The following is a 16,117-nucleotide window of genomic DNA, read 5'->3' on the forward strand; positions in this document are numbered from 1 at the left end:
GCGGGAACGCGCTTGCGGGGCGGGGCGGAACAATGTTTGATAAAACGCCATGTTCGAAAACCTGACCGACAAGATGACCAACGCGCTGCGCAATCTGCGCGGTCTCGGCAAAATTTCCGAATCCAACATCGCGGACGCGCTCGCCGAAGTGCGCACCGCGCTGCTTTCCGCCGACGTGCATTTCCGCGTCGCGCGCGAGTTCTGCGAACGCGTCAAGGAACAGTGCCTCGGGCAGGCGGTGCTCGCGAGCGTCACGCCCGGGCAGATGGCGGTGAAGATCATTCACGACGAACTCGTGCGCCTGCTCGGCGAGGATTCGACGAAATTCTCGCCCGTGCGCCCGCTCAAGATCATGCTCGTCGGGCTGCACGGGAGCGGCAAGACGACGTCCGCCGGCAAGCTCGCGCGCTACCTGCGCGCGCACGGCAACTACCGCCCCGCGCTCGTCGCGTGCGACGTGTATCGCCCCGCCGCGATCGACCAGCTCGAAACGCTCGCGAAGGCCACGGGAACGCCGTTCTTCTGCGACCGCGAGTCGAAGGACGTTCCCGCCATCGGCGAAAAATTTCTGCGCGAGGCGCTGAACGCCTCCGCCGACCTCGTGATCTTCGACACCGCCGGGCGCCTGCAGATCGACGAGACGCTGATCGAGGAGATCAAGCGTCTGCGGGAACGCGTGCGGCCCGACGAGACGCTGCTCGTCGCCGACGCCGCGCTCGGGCAAGAAGCCGTCAACGTCGCCCGGCATTTCCACGAGGCCGTCGGCCTCACGGGCATCGTTCTGACGAAGCTCGACGGCGACGCGCGCGGCGGCGCGGCGCTCTCGATGAAGGCGGTCACGGGCGTGCCGATCAAGTTCATGGGCACGGGCGAAAAGCTCGAGGATTTTTCGCCGTTCCATCCCGACCGCATGGCGCAGCGCATTCTCGGCATGGGCGACGTCGTTTCGCTCGTCGAAAAGGCGCAGGAGACGATCGACCAAAAGGAGGCCGAACGCCTCGCCGAAAAGATGAAGAAGGCGGATTTCGACCTCGAGGATTTTCTCGCGCAGCTGCAGCAGATGAAGAAGATGGGGCCGCTCGGCAGCATCATGAAGATGATGCCCGGCATGAGCGGCGTTCAGGTCGGCGAAAAGGAGGAGCGCAAGCTCAAGCGTACCGAGGCGATCATTCAGTCGATGACGAAGAAGGAGCGCGCCCGCCCGGAGATTCTGAACGGCTCGCGCCGCGCGCGCATCGCGAAGGGCTCGGGGACGAAGGTGTCCGACGTGAACGCGCTGCTGAAGCAGTTTTCGCAGATGCGGCAGATGATGAAGATGCTCAAGGGCGGCAAGATGAAGGCGCTGATGCGCGGCCTCGGCGGGAAAATCCCCGGCATGGGCGGCGGCAGGTTCCCGTTCTGAGAAACGCGGAAACGCGGATTTTTAACGGAGGGCGCCCGTCGCGGGAACGCGCGCGGCGCCATTTCTGTATTTGCGTTGCGGTGCGGGAAGGCTTATAGTCGGGCAATTTAGTAAAAAGATGGCACTCATCGTTCAGAAATACGGCGGAACCTCCGTCGGCAATGTGGACCGCATCAAGAACGTCGCGGCTAAGATCAAGAGCTTTTGGGATCGGGGCGACAAGGTCGTCGTCGTCGTTTCCGCGCGCAGCGGCGTGACGAACGAACTGATCGCGCGGGCGAAGTCGATTTCGCCGAACCCGAGCGAACGCGAGATGGACATGATGCTCGCGACCGGCGAGCAGGAGACGATCGCGCTGACGGCGATGGCGCTGCACGCGATCGGCGTTCCCGCCGTTTCGCGCACGGGCGCGCAGGCCGGCATCATCACGGACGTCTGCCATTCCCGCGCCCACATTTCGCGGCTGACGGGCGGCGACATCCTCGACCGGCTCGAAGAAGGCAAGGTCGTCATCGTCGCGGGCTTCCAGGGGATTTCCTCCGACAACGAGATCACGACGCTCGGCCGCGGCGGGAGCGACCTCACCGCGATCGCGCTCGCGGCGGCGATCAAGGCGGACGTGTGCCAGATCTACACGGACGTGGACGGCGTGTACACCGCCGACCCGCGCATCGTCCTCAAGGCACGCAAGCTGCAGCGCATCTGCTACGAAGAAATGCTCGAAATGGCGTCGAACGGCTCGAAGGTCATGCAGTCGCGTTCGGTCGAATTCGCGCAGAAATACGGCGTCACCTTCGAAGTGCGCTCCTCTTTCAACAATCAACCAGGAACCATCGTGAAATCGTTTGAAAAAACCATGGAAGACGCCGTCGTTTCCGGCGTCGCTCTCGACCGCACGCAGACGCGCGTCACCGTCGGCGATCTGCCCGACACGCCCGCCGCGATCGCGGCGATCTTCGACGCGCTCGGCGAAGCCGCCGTCAGCGTGGACCTCATCGTCAAGAACGTCGCCAAAAGCGCGGGCGCCGCGAATCTCACCTTCTCCGTGAACACCGACCAGGTGCAGCGCGCGGAAAAGGCGATCGGCGAAGCGCTGAAGAAGATCGGCTCGGGCACGTTCCGCTCCTCCGGCGAAATCGCGAAGGTCTCCATCGTCGGCGTCGGCATGACGTCCCACCCCGGCGTCGCGGGAACGCTCTTCCGCGCGCTCTCCGAGGCGGGCATCAATTCGGAGCTCGTGACGACCTCCGAAATCAAGATTTCCGTCGGCGTCGCTCCGGACAAGGCGGACGACGCCGTGCGCGCGATCCACGCGGCGTTCGGGCTCGACGCTCCCGCCGCGCAGTAAGCCGCTTCCGCGGCGCGCCCGCGAAACGTTCCCGCCGCTTTCCGCGCGGGAACGTTTTTTTGCGCGCGGGCGGAGGCTCCGCCGTCAAAAATGATTTGAAAAATTTTTCGTTTTGCCGAAAATCTAAGCTTTCTTACCCGATAATCGTTGAACCATGGAAGATTCAAAAGAAACCCCGACCCTTGAAGCCGAAACGCAGGAAACGCCTCCTGCGGCGGAATCGACGGAAATCCAGTCCGCCGAAGAACAGACGCAGCTGACGCACAAAGAAGGCGAGTTCATCCGCATCGGCGGCGAACACGCCGACGCCGACGGCATCGACCCGCTGAAACGCAGCAAGAAGTTCTCCTGGAAGAGTTTCGGCGGCCCCGGCTTCATTTTCTCGCTCGTTTTCCACGGCATTCTGCTCGTCGTCGCGGTCTTCCTCGTCGTACGCCACATCGTGGACAAGCCGGTCGAGGAGCCTGACGCGTTCGTCACGGGCGCCGGCGGCGGCAACAACGGCGACAACGCGCGCATGAACAACCAGCGCATGAAGCCGCGCCAGTCCATGATGCAGACGAAATCGCGCATCACGTCGAAGTCTTCCAAGTCCGCGATCGCGCTTCCGGAAATGCCCGTCGTGGCGATGAACGCGTCGTTCTCCGGCGGCAGCATGGGCGGCGAGCCTTCTTCCGGCTTCGGCGGCGGCGGAGGCGGCGGCATCGGCAAGGGGCTCGGCAAGGGCATCGGCAACGGCTCGAACTTCCTCGCCGGATTCGGTTCCCGCACCAAGAGCAAGACCGCGCTCGAAGGCTATCTTTTCGACCTGAAGGTCCGCGCCAACGGCACGACGATCGCCACGATCGCGCCCGGCGACCAGGGCAAGCGCAAGGAGGAACTGCACAAGGTGTTCACCCTCATGGACACGAAGAACTACGGCGCGACCGAGCTGAAGCGCGACTACGCGCGCGCCCCCACGGCGCTCTACGCGACGCGCGTCTTCATCGTCAACGACAAGGGGCAGGCGCTCGACGCGACGAAGGCGACGGAGGCGTTCGCGGATCCGCCGATCGACAAGGGCGGCAAGCCGCCGTTCAAGGCGCCGGGCTGGCTCTGCTATTACAAAGGAAAGTTTTCCGTTCCCGAAGACGGCGAATACCGCTTCGTGGGCATGGGCGACGACGCGATGATCGTCCGCGTGGACAAGAAGACCGTCCTCTACGCGTTCTGGCCGGGCGAAGGTCACGGTCCCGCGGTGAAATACCAGCAGGGCTGGGAACCCAAGAACTTCTGCGGCCAGGGCGGCACGGACGGCACCAACATTCCCCAGCGCGGCCAGCGCCAGTCGCTCTACAAGGGCTCTTGGAAGACGATGAAGAAGGGCCACAACTACACGATCGAGGTCGCCTTCGGCGAAGCGGCGGGCGGTCTCGGCGGCGCCTGTCTCGGTCTGCAGAAAAAAGGCAAGGACGACGACAACAACTTCCCGATGTTCACGCTCGAGCCGCTGGACGAAGTCCCGGCGTGGGGCATCGGCGAAACCGGACGCTACAACGTGACCGGCAACTTCGTCGCCCGCTGAGCGCCGACGCGTTTCCACGAAAAAAACGTTCCCGCGAATCCGAATCGCGGGAACGTTTTTTTGTTTTTCGGGAAACCTCTTCAGGCGGGAAAGACGCGCCAGAATCCGTTGCGGCGCGAAACGCTCAGCGGCACGTCGAAGAGCTCCGAGAGCTTCGCGGACGTCAGCATCTTTTCCGTCTCGCCGACGCCGACGATCTTCCCCGCGCGAATCAGCGCGACGCGGCGGATTTCCGGCGCGATCTCGTTGATGTTGTGCGTGACGAGAATCACGGTCGTTCCCGCGCGCATCAGTTCGCGCAGAAAATCGACGTAGAGAATCGACGACTTCAGGTCGAGCCCGCTCGTCGGCTCGTCGAGCACGAGCGCTTCGGGACGGCTCACGAGCGCGCGCGCCAGAATGAAGCGCCGCTGCTCGCCCGTGGAGAACGTGCCGAACTCGCGCGCGGCGATGCCCGCGAGCCCGATGAAGTCGAGGATCTCGCGGACGCGTTTCGCCTGCGCCGGCGTCGCGCGCTGATCGCGCCACATACCGATGCTGGAAAAGAATCCGGAGCGCACGACGTCGATTCCGCTCGTATCCGCCGGGAACATACGCTGCAGGTCGTTGGAGACGATGCCGATGCGGGAACGCAGCTCGCGCACGTTCCAGTTCGTCTCGCCGAAGAGCTTCAGAGAGCCCTTCGCCGTCGCCGCCGGATAAAGCTCGCGCGTGACGAGCTTGAGCAGCGTCGATTTTCCCGCGCCGTTCGGTCCGAGGATCGCGGTGCTGCAGCCCGCGGGAACGTCGAACGAAACGTCGGAAAAGATTTTTTTGCCGCCCCGGACGACCGTCAGCCCGGAGCATTCGATGATTTTCGGAGAATCGCAGTTCATCGCTTTTCCCAAAACGCGCGTTCCCGCGAAACGGATTTCGCGGGAACGGCGTCTCGAAAGGATTTCAGAGAGCAATCATTTCGTGACGGCGGCGGCGACGACGAGGTCGAGCGCCTTGTTGCAGAGCAGGTTCGCCTGCATTTCCATGAGGCGGGAACGGTCCTTCGTCAGTTCCTTGACGAATTTTTCCGTCGGCATGCCGCTCATGTAGGCTTCCTGCTGAATGCGCGTCGTGATGTCGCCCTGCTCGACCTTGACGTTTTCCGCCTTCGCGATGGCGTTGAGCAGAATCTGCGTCTTGACGCGCGTCTTCGCGGCGTCCTTGGTTTCGTTCATCAGCTCGTCGCGCTTCGCCTGAATGTCTTCGACCTTCGCGCCGCGGCGGAGCTGCGTGTTCGCGAATTCGACGAAGATGTTGTAGGCTTCGCGGTCGATCGCGCTTTCCGGCAGCGGGAAATCGACGCTTTCGTTGAGCTTGTTGATGAGGAGCTCGCGCGTCTTCGCGGTCGCGGCGGTCTTCTTGTTCGCCTCAAGCCCTTCGCGGATCTGCTTCTTGAACTCGGCTTCGTCGGCGACGTGCACGGACTTGAAGAATTCCTCGTTCAGCTCGGGGAGCACGCGGCGGCTGACCTTCGCGATTTCGAGCGCGTAGACGGCGGTCTTGCCGCGGAGCGCCTCGGCGGCGAAATCGTCCGCGAACGTCACCGTGACTTCCTTCTTGTCGCCCGCCTTCGCGCCGACGAGCGCGGCGGCGATTTCCTTGACGGACGCGCCGAGCGCCTCTTCCGCGCCGGCTTCCTCCCACGTTCCCGTCTGCCTGCCGTAAACGGCGGCGGCTTCCGGAAAGGCTTCGCCGTCGATCTTGCCTTCGTAGGAAAGCTTCACGTAGTCGCCCTTCAGAGCGGGTTCCTCGACTTCGTTGAACTCGGCGCGCTGCGCGCGGATGCTCTCGGCGGCCTTGGCGACGTCCTCGTCGGAGACGCTCAGGTCTTCGGCGGGAACTTCGAGCCCCTTGTACTGCGGCAGCTCGAACGCGGGAACGACGTCGATTTCAAAACGGACTTCGGCGTCCTTGCCGACCTCGATCGTCGGCTCCTTCACGTCCACGAGCGCGTAGACCTCGAGATCCTTGTTTTCGCGGACGGCGCCGTAGGCGAGACGCACGACGCGCTGCACGAGCTCCTTTTCCAGATCCTTGCCGTATTTGCGGCGGACGACGGCGAGCGGCGCCTTGCCGGGACGGAAGCCCGGAATGCGCGCCTGCGAGGCGTATTCGCCGAAAAGTTTCTTCTGCGCTTCTTCGACGGAGGCGGCGGGAACGACGACGTTCGCCGCTTTGCGCGTCGGGTTGATGTCTTCGAATTGAATGTTCATTGGCTTGTAAAAACGGTTGTAAAGGTGTTCCTCCGCGCGCGAGGCGCGAAAAAAGAAGCATTAAGGAAACCCGTTTCGGCGCCACGGGTCAAACCTTCTTTGCGGAAGAAAACGGGAACCCGCGGGAACGACGGCTCCCATTCTCCTTGCGTTCCCGCGCCGGGGCGGCACAATGTCGGCAACTCACTTTTTCCATGTTCACCCGCCGTTCGATTTTCGTCATCGTCTCGCTGATCGCGGGAGCCGTCATGTTGCGCAAACTCGCGGAGAATCTGGACACGATCGTTCCCGCGCTCTACGCGAGCTTCGCCTCGGACACGCTCGTGCTCCCGCTGTGGATCGACTACGCGGCGGTCTTCGTCTTCGGCATCACGGGAACGATGACGGCGCGCATGAAGGGCTACGACTTCGTCGGCGCCTTCGTGCTGGCGGGCATCACGGCGATGGGCGGCGCGCTCGTCCGCGACGGGCTCTGCATTCAGTCTCCCGCGATTTCGCCGCTCTTTTCGGACAGCGGCTACATCATGTCGCTGACGGCGTCGTGGATCTTCGGCATGTATCTGGGCGAATACTTCATGCGCTTCGACCACTTCATCGTCGTCTGCGACGCCGCGGGGCTCGGGCTCTACGCCGTCTTCGGCACGAACAAGGCGCTCGCCAACGAGCTGAGCGTTCCCGTCGCCGTCGGCATCGGCATGATCAATGCGGTCGGCGGCGGGCTGCTGCGCGACATCATCGCGCGCGACGAGCCGATGGTCTTCAAGCCCGGGCAGTTCTACACCGCGATCGCCGTGCTCGGCAGCATTCTCTTCGTCGTGCTCTGCAGGGCGCTTCCGCCGACGACCGCCGCGCTGATCGTCGTCATCTTCTGCGTCATCGCGCGCCTCGCTTCGATTCGCTACGACCTGCATTCGCGCTCCGTCGCCGAGACGCAGGAACGCGTCAAGCGCCTCCTGCGCGCCATCCGCGAAGCCCACCGCGCCGACGCCTTCTCCAAGGAGCGCGAGGCGGAACGCGCCGCGGAGGAAGCCGAAAAGACCGCGGAATTCGGCGACGACGCCGCCGTCTACGAAGACGATCCCGAGCCGCTTCCCGAGCCCGACGACGGGAACGCTGTTGACCGGAATGAAAAACTTTAGGAAAATGACCCGCATGGCACGTAAAACGTCTTCATCCAAAAAAGCCGCGCCGAAATACAAGCGCATCGTTCTCAAGATTTCCGGCGAGGCGCTGAAGAATTTTCAGACCGGCGACCCATTCGACCCGACGATTCTCAAAAACCTCGCCGAACAGCTCAAGCTGCTTCACGAAATGGGCGTGCAGGTCTGCCTCGTCGTCGGCGGCGGGAACATCTTCCGCGGGCTCGCGGGCGCGCGCAACAACGGCACCGACCGCACCACGGGCGACAACATGGGCATGCTCGCCACCACGATCAACGCGCTCGCGATCATGGACTGCCTCGAAAAGAACGGAATCGAAGTCCGCGTCCAGACCGCGATTCCGATGGACAAGGTAGCCGAGCCCTTCATCCTCCGCCGCGCCCTGCGCCACCTCGAAAAAGGCCGCATCGTCATCTTCGCCGCGGGAACGGGCAATCCCTTCTGCACGACGGACTACGCCGCCGCGCTCCGCGCGAACGAAGTCCACGCCGACATCATCTTCAAGGCGACCAAGGTGGACGGCATCTACACCGCCGACCCGATGAAGGACAAGAACGCCGTCCGCTACGAAAAAATCTCCTACGACGAAGCCCTGATGAAGCGCCTCGGCGTCATGGACTCCACGGCGTTCGCGCTCTGCCAGGAAAACCACATGCCGATTCTCGTCTTCTCCATGGCGGAAAAGGATTCCATCCGCAAGGCGATCTGCGGCGAATCCATCGGCACGCTCGTCTGCTGAAGCGTTCCCGCGGCGCGCTCACGAATTTTTCCCAAAAAACATCCGTAAAAATACCATGCTCAAAAAAATCACCGATTCGACGAACGACGCGATGAAGAAAGCCGTCGCGCACACCGAACACGAATTTTCCACGATCAACACCGGGAAAGCCCAGCCTTCGATGGTCGAGGGCGTCCAGGTCGAAGCCTACGGCAGCATGATGCCGCTGAAGAACTGCGCGACGGTCACGACGCCGGACGCGCGTTCCATCGTCATCACGCCGTTCGACAAGGGCCTGCTCAAGGCGATCGAAAAGGCGATTCTCGGCGCGAACATCGGCCTCACGCCGTCCGTGCAGGGCACGATCGTGCGCTGCCCCGTTCCCGAACTGACGGGCGAACGCCGCGCCGAGCTCGTCAAGGTCGCCAACCGCTACGCCGAAGAAGGCCGCGTCCGCGTCCGCAACTGCCGCCGCGACGGTCTCGAGCTCGTCAAGAAGATCAACAAGGACAAGGCGGCGTCCGAAGACGACTGCAAGCGCGCTGAAAAGGACATTCAGACGATCACCGACAAGTGGATCGCCGCGATCGATTCCGCGCTCAAGGCGAAGGAAGCTGATCTGAAGAAAGTCTGAGCGGAACGTTCCCGCGAAGCGATGAGGCGACGGAAGCCCGAGGCGCCGGAAAGCGTCCGCGCGATGCGGACCGATCGACCGCCTCGCCGTTCCGTCGCCTCATAACCTTTTTCTCCCGTTCATGAAATTCTCCCGCGTCGTCATCGAAGCCATGGCGGTCGAGCTTCCGCCGGAAGTGTGGACCTCCGCCGCGCTCGAAGAAAAACTCGCGCCGCTCTACGCGCGCCTCAAACTGCCCTACGGACGCCTCGAACTGATGACCGGCATCCGGGAACGCCGCTTCTGGCCGCGCCCAATCCGTCCCTCCGAAGCCTCCGCGCTCGCGGGGAAGAAAGTCATGGCCGCCGCGGGAACGCGTCCCGAGGACGTCGATCTGCTCATCCATTCCTCCGTCTGCCGCGACCGCCTCGAACCCGCCACCGCCGCCTACGTGCACGGTCTGCTCGGGCTCGGCGCGCGCACGCAGATTTTCGACGTTTCCGACGCCTGCCTCGGCTTCCTCAACGCGATGATCGTCGCCGCGGGCTTGCTCGAATCCGGGCAGATCCGCCGCGCGCTCGTCTGTTCCGGCGAGAACGGTCGCCCGCTCGTCGAAAACACGATCGCGAAGCTCAACGCCGAGGAGACGCTTTCGCGCAACGACGTGAAGCCCTATTTCGCGAATCTCACCATCGGCGCGGGCGCGGTCGCCGCGATTCTCGCGCGCGAGGACGTCGCCGGCGCGGACAAACCGCACCTGCTCGGCGGCGCCGTCGCGACCGACTCCTCCGCCAACCGTCTCTGCGAAGGCGACGCGAGCGGGGACGCGCTCGCCATGCGCACCGATTCGGAAAAACTCCTCGCCGCGGGCGTCGCGCTCGCCGCGCGCGCGTGGGAAGATTTTTGCGCCGAGACCGGCTGGAACGCCGACGTTCCCGCGCACGTCGTCACGCACCAGGTCGGCGCGCGCCACACCGCCGCGCTTTTCGAGCGGCTCGGGCTCGACCGCGCGAAGGACCGCCGCAGCTTCGATTTTCTCGGCAACGTCGGCTCCGTCTCGCTCCCCGCGACGCTCGCGCTCGCGCGCGAATCCGGCACGATCGGCGCGCGCGACAAAGTCGCCCTGCTCGGCATCGGCAGCGGGCTGAGCTCGCTCATGCTCGCCGTCGAATGACGCCCGTTCCCGCATGGACGCGCCGCCGCTGCTCGAAGTCGAAAATCTTTCCGTGGAATTCCGTTCCCGCGGGAACGTCTCCCGCGTCGTCCGCGGCGTCTCCTTCGCGCTGAAGCGCGGCGAAATCCTCGCCGTCGTCGGCGAAAGCGGCAGCGGGAAATCCGTCACCTCGCAGGCGCTCACGGGTCTGCTCCCCGAGCCGCCCGCGTGCGTCGTGAGCGGGAGCGTCCGTCTCGAAGGGCGCGAAATTCTCGGGCTTCCGGAGCGCGCTCTGCGAAAAATCCGCGGCAGGGAAATCGCCTACGTCTTTCAGGATCCGCTCAGTTCGCTCAATCCGAGCTACACCGTCCGCGCGCAGATCGAAGAGACGCTGAAGATCCACGTCCCCGCGCTGAAGACCCGACGGGAACGCCGCGCGCGCGTCGCCGAGACGCTCGCCGCCGTCGGCATCAATCCCGCGCTCGCGGGCTCGTTCCCGCACGAATTTTCCGGCGGCATGCAGCAGCGCGTCATGATCGCCATGGCGCTCGCCGCCGAACCCGCGGTGCTCGTCGCCGACGAGCCGACGACCGCGCTCGACGTCACGATTCAGAAGCAGATCATGGACCTGCTGCTCGCGCTGCGGGAACGCTACGGTATGAGCGTCCTGCTCATCACGCACAATTTCGGGCTCGTCGCCCAGATCGCCGACCGCGTCTGCGTCCTTTTCCGCGGCGAAAAGGTCGAGGAAGGCTCGGCGCGCGAAGTCGTCCTCTCCCCGCGCGAACCCTACACGCGCGCCCTCCTCGCCTGCGTTCCCCGCCTCCCGTGAGAGGCGCGCATTCTTCTTTAAGCCTTAAGCTTCAATCTCTAAGCTTTCCCGCAAATGGCATTGCTTTCGGTCAGAAATCTTTCGCTCCGGTTCGGCGGGCCGTCGCTGTTCGACGACGTTTCCTTTCAGGTCGAGCCCGGCGAGCGCGTCTGCCTCATCGGGCGCAACGGCGCGGGGAAAAGTTCCCTGCTCAAAATCGTCGCGGGAACGCTCGAACCGGACGCCGGCGAAGTCGCGCTCGCGCGCGGGTCGCACGCCGCCTACCTCGCGCAGGAGGTGCCCGCCGAAATCGCGGGAACGGTGCGCGACGTCGTGCTGAGCGGGCTCGGCGAGGCGGGAGAAAAAATCCGCGCCTGCGAGACGCACGACACGGAAAAGTATTCCGAGGCGGAGCTCGACGCGATTTTCCGCTGGCTCGAGGAGAACGCCGCGTGGAATCTCGCGAGCGCGGCGGACGCGATGATCTCCAAGGTCGGCGCCGATCCCGCGCTGCCGTTCGCCTCGCTTTCCGCGGGAATGAAGCGCCGCGTGCTGCTCGCGCGCGAGCTCGTTTCCGCGCCCGACGTGCTCGTGCTCGACGAGCCGACGAACCATCTCGACATCGCCGCCGTCGAGTGGCTCGAGGAATTTCTCCTCGCGTGGCGCGGCGCGATTCTTTTCGTCACGCACGACCGCCGTTTTCTGCGGAAGATCTCCACGCGCATTCTCGATCTCGTGGGCGGCGTCGTCACGTCCTGGGACTGCGATTACGACACGTATCTCGCGCGCCGCGAAGAGCTCGACGCCTCCGTCGCCGCGAACAACGCGGAGTTCGACAAGCTGCTCGCGCGCGAGGAAGCCTGGCTGCGCCAAGGCGTGAAGGCGCGCCGCTGCCGCAACGAAGGCCGCGTGCGCGAGCTCAAGAAGCTCCGCGAAATCCGCGCCGCGCGCCGCTCCGCCGTCGGGAACGTCCGCGCAGCGATTTCCGAAGGGGAAAAATCCGGCGCGAAGGTCATCGTCGCCGAACACGTCTCGCACAGCTGGAACGGCGTTCCCGTGATCCGCGATTTCTCGACGACGATCATGCGCGGCGACCGCGTCGGCGTCATCGGGCCGAACGGCGTCGGCAAGACCACGCTGCTGAAGATTCTGCTCGGCGAGCTCGCGCCCGACACGGGAACGGTCGCGCACGGCACGAACCTGCAGATCGCGTATTTCGACCAGCTCCGCTCGCAGCTGCGCGAGGACAGGACGCTCGCGGAAAACCTCGCGGGCGAGGGCGCGGACACCGTTTCCGTCGGCGGGAAGACGCGCCACGTCATCAGCTATCTCGGCGATTTCCTGTTCACGCCCGACCGCGCGCGCTCGACCGTCTCAATGCTCAGCGGCGGCGAACGCAACCGCCTCCTGCTCGCGAAAATCTTTCTCAAGCCCGCCAACGTGCTCGTGCTCGACGAGCCGACCAACGACCTCGACCTCGAGACGCTCGACCTGCTCGAAGAGCTTCTCGGCGACTTCGACGGCACCGTGATTCTCGTGTCGCACGACCGCGAATTTCTCGACGACGTGACGACGAGCCTCGTCGTCTTCGAGGGCGACGGATTCCTGCGCGAGTTCGTCGGCGACTACGACGCGTGGCGGAAGACGCATCTCGCCGAAACCGCCGCGAAGAGCGTTCCCGCCGCCGCGCCGGAAAAACGCGCCGCGGACGCGCCCGCCGTTCCCGAGCCGAAAAATCCGCCGTCGAAGAAAAAGCTTTCCTACAAGGAGACGCGCGAGCTCGAGGCGCTCCCGCAGAAAATCGACGCGCTCGAGACCGAGCAGAAGACGCTTTCGGAAAAGCTCAACGACCCGGATTTCTATCGCGATCCCGCCGCCGTGCGCGACGTGAACGCGCGCCTCGCCGCCATCGACGCGGAACTCCTCTCCGCCCTTGAGCGCTGGGAGGAACTCGAATCCCGCCGGGCGTGAACGCTCACTCCGGCGGCAGGGCGGCTCTTGAGGTTTGCGGCGTTCCCACGGGCGTGCATAATGCGTCCGCATGAATTCGTTTTTCCGAAAACTGGTTTCCTGCGCGGCGTTCGCGGCGTGCGTTCCCGCGGCTCTTTTCGCGCAGGAAAAAGTCTCCGCCGAGGCAGCGGTCGTACGCAATCCCGTCGGCGTGGATCTGAGCGCGCCGCTCGCCGACGTTCCCGCCGAAACGCCTTCGGAACCCGCGCCCGCCGCCGCCGTTCCCGCGCCGAAGGAGACTTTTCCCGAAGCGCGGCGCGCCTTCATCTTCGAATGCGAGCCGAAGGATTTTTCCGAAATCTCCTACGCCGCCGCGGTCGAAAACCTCATCGCCGCCTACGAGAAAAACACCGGGCGCCGCCTCGTTCCCGCCGAAAAGAAGAAAGCCGCGCTGAAGCTCTACACGGCCTCCGGACGCGGGCTGGCGACGCCGAAGGCGCTCGTGCGCGCCGTCCGCGCGGCGCTGGAGAAACGCGGCTTCGCGCGCGACGCGATTCTGCTCGTCGATCAGAGCGAGAGGAATCTCCGCCTCGCCGGCTACCTGCCGCCTTTCCGCAAAAAAAACGATTTCTTCTGGGAAGGCTCGCCCGTCGCCGCGCTCGACACCGAGCGGTTCTACAACAAAAAATGGTTTTACGAAAACAGCCTGCCCTCGCGCGAAGCCGCCGCGGGAACGGAGACGGACTGGGAAGACATCGCTGACGAGCGCAAGAGCTTCCTGCCCGTGCCGCTGCTTTTCGACGTCGATTTCTGGATCAACCTGCCCGTCGCGTGCGACAGCCAGGCGCTCGGCGTCTCCGCCGCGCTCGGCAACGCGACGCTGTGGAACGCGAGCAATCAGAAACGCTTTCTGGACAATCCCGCGAACGCCGTGCACATGGCGGTTTCGATCGCGACGATTCCGGAGTTCCGCAGGACGTTCGAGCTGACGATTCTCTCGCTCGAAAAATACCAGTTCATCGGCGGTCCCGTCTTCAACGAGAACTACACGCTTTCCGAAAATCGGCTTTGGCTGAGCGCGAACCCCGTCGTTCTGGACTTTCTGATGTGGCGCCGCATGAACGAAGCGCGTTCCCGCCGCGGCTACGAGCAGATTCTGCCGGAACCGGCGCTGTTCGCGAGCGCTTCGCGCGGCGAATACTCGCTCGGATCCTGCGTGTTCGGCGACCTCAAGCTCATTCGCGTCGACGCCCGTTGAGTCGGGGCGACGCCCGCGAGCATTCTCGAAGACGAAATTTCGGTTTGTCGGCCCGAGAGCGTTGATGCACAATGCCCTCACCATGCTGATTTTCTCTCGTGCACTTCGAAGCACGGCGCTCGCCGCTCTGATTTTTCCCGTGATTTCCGTTTCCGCGCACGCGCAAGGCAATGCCGCGGACGAAATCGAAAGATTCATGTTCGTGCGCCGCGCGCGTGAAGCGCAGAAAAAGGAAACGCGCGATCCGCTTGGAGACCTCTTCCGCGGGAACGCGGCGGCGCGATCCGAGTGCGCGCTCCTCTTCCGCCCCGTCGACGCAAAAATGACCGCGGAGCTGCGCGCGCGTTTCCCGGAATTCGCGCCCGAGAGCAATCCCGCACACGCGCGTTTTCTCGAGCTGCTCTTTTTCCGCAATCTGACGCAGGAGAAAATCGCCGGTCTGCCGGAATTGATGCGCGAGCTGATTGAGAAAGGCGCCTCGCCGAACGTCGCGATTAGCGCCGGCGGCTCGAATCTGCTGCACTCCACGATCACGCTCAACGCGCCGGAAATCGCACGCATTCTGCTCGACGCCGGAGTGCGCGGCTGGGACACGCCGGAGGAACGCTTCCAGTGCCGCAGCGCCGCGACCGTCCCGTCCGACGCCGCAGTCGAAATTCTGAAGATGATGCTCGACCACGGCTGCCAGATCGACGCCAAGGACAAGAACGGGAAAACGCTGTTGGATTACGCCGCCGAATTCGGCAACGCAAAAGCCGTGAGAGTTCTGCTCGAACGCGGGGCGGACACGTCCGCGCTCTCTCCAGCCGCGAAACGCGGCATCGAAAGCCGCGCGCAGATTCGAGAGATTTTTCGCGAATTCGAAAACAGGCGTGCCTCCGGCAGCGCGGCCGTCTCAGCGAATTGACGTTTTCATCGGACAATGGACTGCGCATCATCATTCGACGAAACGCCCTTCTCGACTCCGCTCCCGAATCGTCTGAGCGAGATTCCTTTGCAGACGCTTCGGGTGGAATACCGTATTTTCCCGGAAGTCTGCCACGACATCCGCATGAAGCTTTTTCTGGACGGGCAAGAAGCGATGGATTGCTATCTGGATTCCCGGCAAGAACTGCGGATCTGGCTGGAAGCGATCATAGTCTGCGGGCATCGGGCCGCCTTCGCGTGGGCCGGAGAAAACCGTCCGAAGCTGAAATTCGAGTATGGACGCGCGCATTATCTGAAAAGCATCCAGAAAATTCCCGGCGGCGAACATTTCGAACACGAAGATTGCTGCGAAATCAAACTGTTCGAAGCCTGGGGCGCCTATCCGGTGAGAGTCGTTCATTTTTGGGGCGTAACGAAGCAAGTCGTGCAGGCGTTTTACGAATCTTTTCTCGGCATGATAGCGCGGGACTGCGTCTATTGTCGCGCGACCGACTATGAATTCGAGCAGGATTTCGAACGGAGGTCCACTGAGTTTTACAACGAATTCCGTTCCCGCGATATTGAATTCGTGATTTACGGCACAGATTACAACGCGGCGTTTCCGAGACCGCCGGTCAAAAACATCGTTTTCATGTTCTGCGATTGGGACTCGCTGTTTTGGGAAGACGGCGTTTGTTGCGGGAACGCGGAGACCATCACGCTCGGAGAAGGCGAAACCGAAAGGGAAATTGATCTGAAATCCATCTCGGACCTGGCGAGCTGGAGCGAAGAATTCATCGCGGGATTCAAAGCGACGAACAAGAAATTTCGAGAATACGAAAATTACGAAACCTGGTTCGCGCGCGGATTTGAACTCGCTCGGCAGGTGCGCGCCCTTCTTCCGCCGGACACGGATCTTTGGTATGGAGGAGACGGACTGAAGAATCTGCGTTTTGTTCCGTTTCTCGCCGAATAGTCTTGAGGT

Annotated in this window: 14 protein-coding genes and 2 pseudogenes; 14 read left to right on the forward strand and 2 right to left on the reverse strand. The window is 63.5% G+C overall.

The features are described from left to right. Positions 1-49 precede the first annotated feature (49 nt). The 3 genes from ffh (at position 50) to ACQREB_RS08300 (ending at position 4,314) form a co-directional block, all read left to right on the forward strand. Entirely contained in the window at positions 50-1,402 is a 1,353-nt protein-coding gene (gene ffh, locus ACQREB_RS08290) for a signal recognition particle protein (protein ID WP_427767597.1), read from the forward strand. Between the two features lie 118 nt (positions 1,403-1,520). Continuing rightward, positions 1,521-2,750 carry an aspartate kinase gene (locus ACQREB_RS08295; RefSeq protein WP_427767599.1) on the forward strand — a complete coding sequence of 410 codons (1,230 nt, stop codon included), beginning with the start codon at positions 1,521-1,523 and terminating at the stop codon, positions 2,748-2,750. Between the two features lie 154 nt (positions 2,751-2,904). Continuing rightward, on the forward strand, positions 2,905-4,314 hold the full coding sequence (locus ACQREB_RS08300; RefSeq protein ID WP_427767602.1) for a hypothetical protein: 1,410 nt from the start codon (positions 2,905-2,907) through the stop codon (positions 4,312-4,314). Between the two features lie 80 nt (positions 4,315-4,394). Here ACQREB_RS08300 and ACQREB_RS08305 read toward each other — a convergent pair whose 3' ends face one another. Both ACQREB_RS08305 and tig read right to left on the reverse strand, forming a co-directional pair. Continuing rightward, complete coding sequence (locus ACQREB_RS08305) at positions 4,395-5,189, reverse strand: ABC transporter ATP-binding protein (protein WP_427767604.1); 795 nt, start codon at positions 5,187-5,189, stop codon at positions 4,395-4,397. A 75-nt stretch (positions 5,190-5,264) separates the two neighbouring features. Further along, positions 5,265-6,563: a trigger factor gene (tig, locus tag ACQREB_RS08310; protein WP_427767607.1), complete on the reverse strand. Its 1,299-nt coding sequence runs from the start codon at positions 6,561-6,563 to the stop codon at positions 5,265-5,267. A 194-nt stretch (positions 6,564-6,757) separates the two neighbouring features. Between tig and ACQREB_RS08315 the strand changes: the two genes are divergently transcribed. From ACQREB_RS08315 to ACQREB_RS08365, 11 genes and pseudogenes are all read left to right on the forward strand, one after another. Next, entirely contained in the window at positions 6,758-7,702 is a 945-nt protein-coding gene (locus tag ACQREB_RS08315) for a trimeric intracellular cation channel family protein (protein WP_427767609.1), read from the forward strand. A 13-nt stretch (positions 7,703-7,715) separates the two neighbouring features. After that, on the forward strand, positions 7,716-8,462 hold the full coding sequence (pyrH, locus tag ACQREB_RS08320) for a UMP kinase (protein ID WP_427767611.1): 747 nt from the start codon (positions 7,716-7,718) through the stop codon (positions 8,460-8,462). Positions 8,463-8,517: 55 nt separating this feature from the next. Next, positions 8,518-9,075, forward strand: a complete 558-nt coding sequence (frr, locus tag ACQREB_RS08325; RefSeq protein WP_427767613.1) for a ribosome recycling factor — start codon at positions 8,518-8,520, stop codon at positions 9,073-9,075. 121 nt (positions 9,076-9,196) lie between these two features. After that, positions 9,197-10,228 (forward strand): 3-oxoacyl-ACP synthase III, encoded by a 1,032-nt coding sequence (locus ACQREB_RS08330; RefSeq protein WP_427767615.1) that lies wholly within the window; start codon positions 9,197-9,199, stop codon positions 10,226-10,228. Between the two features lie 13 nt (positions 10,229-10,241). After that, a complete protein-coding gene (locus ACQREB_RS08335; RefSeq protein ID WP_427767618.1) occupies positions 10,242-11,039 on the forward strand; it encodes an ABC transporter ATP-binding protein in 798 nt (265 codons plus the stop codon). A gap of 54 nt (positions 11,040-11,093) precedes the next feature. Then, positions 11,094-11,618 (forward strand): annotated as a pseudogene (locus ACQREB_RS08340) (ATP-binding cassette domain-containing protein); the annotation flags it as partial. Positions 11,619-12,074: 456 nt separating this feature from the next. Further along, positions 12,075-12,473: pseudogene (locus ACQREB_RS08345) on the forward strand (ATP-binding cassette domain-containing protein); the annotation flags it as partial. A 111-nt stretch (positions 12,474-12,584) separates the two neighbouring features. Continuing rightward, positions 12,585-12,989 (forward strand): hypothetical protein, encoded by a 405-nt coding sequence (locus ACQREB_RS08350; protein ID WP_427767626.1) that lies wholly within the window; start codon positions 12,585-12,587, stop codon positions 12,987-12,989. Between the two features lie 70 nt (positions 12,990-13,059). Beyond that, the gene (locus ACQREB_RS08355; RefSeq protein WP_427767621.1) at positions 13,060-14,226 is read left to right on the forward strand and encodes a DUF362 domain-containing protein; all 1,167 of its coding nucleotides are present in this window, start codon (positions 13,060-13,062) and stop codon (positions 14,224-14,226) included. An 82-nt stretch (positions 14,227-14,308) separates the two neighbouring features. Then, positions 14,309-15,133, forward strand: coding sequence for an ankyrin repeat domain-containing protein (locus tag ACQREB_RS08360; protein WP_427767623.1), 825 nt, complete (start codon positions 14,309-14,311; stop codon positions 15,131-15,133). 144 nt (positions 15,134-15,277) lie between these two features. Further along, complete coding sequence (locus ACQREB_RS08365) at positions 15,278-16,108, forward strand: hypothetical protein (protein ID WP_427767624.1); 831 nt, start codon at positions 15,278-15,280, stop codon at positions 16,106-16,108. Positions 16,109-16,117: the final 9 nt, after the last annotated feature.

It is taken from the genome of Candidatus Spyradosoma sp. SGI.093 (assembly GCF_050314555.1).
Lineage (GTDB): Bacteria > Verrucomicrobiota > Verrucomicrobiia > Opitutales > UBA953 > Spyradosoma.

What these genes read in the sequence shown, in the direction of transcription:
- ACQREB_RS08365 (WP_427767624.1), top strand. Translation starts at nt 15,278, where the DNA reads ATGAAGCTTTTTCTGGACGGGCAAGAAGCGATGGATTGCTATCTGGAT.
- pyrH (WP_427767611.1), top strand. Translation starts at nt 7,716, where the DNA reads ATGGCACGTAAAACGTCTTCATCCAAAAAAGCCGCGCCGAAATACAAG.
- ffh (WP_427767597.1), top strand. Translation starts at nt 50, where the DNA reads ATGTTCGAAAACCTGACCGACAAGATGACCAACGCGCTGCGCAATCTG.
- frr (WP_427767613.1), top strand. Translation starts at nt 8,518, where the DNA reads ATGCTCAAAAAAATCACCGATTCGACGAACGACGCGATGAAGAAAGCC.
- ACQREB_RS08335 (WP_427767618.1), top strand. Translation starts at nt 10,242, where the DNA reads ATGGACGCGCCGCCGCTGCTCGAAGTCGAAAATCTTTCCGTGGAATTC.
- ACQREB_RS08300 (WP_427767602.1), top strand. Translation starts at nt 2,905, where the DNA reads ATGGAAGATTCAAAAGAAACCCCGACCCTTGAAGCCGAAACGCAGGAA.
- ACQREB_RS08355 (WP_427767621.1), top strand. Translation starts at nt 13,060, where the DNA reads ATGAATTCGTTTTTCCGAAAACTGGTTTCCTGCGCGGCGTTCGCGGCG.
- tig (WP_427767607.1), bottom strand. Translation starts at nt 6,563, where the DNA reads ATGAACATTCAATTCGAAGACATCAACCCGACGCGCAAAGCGGCGAAC.
- ACQREB_RS08315 (WP_427767609.1), top strand. Translation starts at nt 6,758, where the DNA reads ATGTTCACCCGCCGTTCGATTTTCGTCATCGTCTCGCTGATCGCGGGA.
- ACQREB_RS08305 (WP_427767604.1), bottom strand. Translation starts at nt 5,189, where the DNA reads ATGAACTGCGATTCTCCGAAAATCATCGAATGCTCCGGGCTGACGGTC.
- ACQREB_RS08295 (WP_427767599.1), top strand. Translation starts at nt 1,521, where the DNA reads ATGGCACTCATCGTTCAGAAATACGGCGGAACCTCCGTCGGCAATGTG.
- ACQREB_RS08360 (WP_427767623.1), top strand. Translation starts at nt 14,309, where the DNA reads ATGCTGATTTTCTCTCGTGCACTTCGAAGCACGGCGCTCGCCGCTCTG.
- ACQREB_RS08330 (WP_427767615.1), top strand. Translation starts at nt 9,197, where the DNA reads ATGAAATTCTCCCGCGTCGTCATCGAAGCCATGGCGGTCGAGCTTCCG.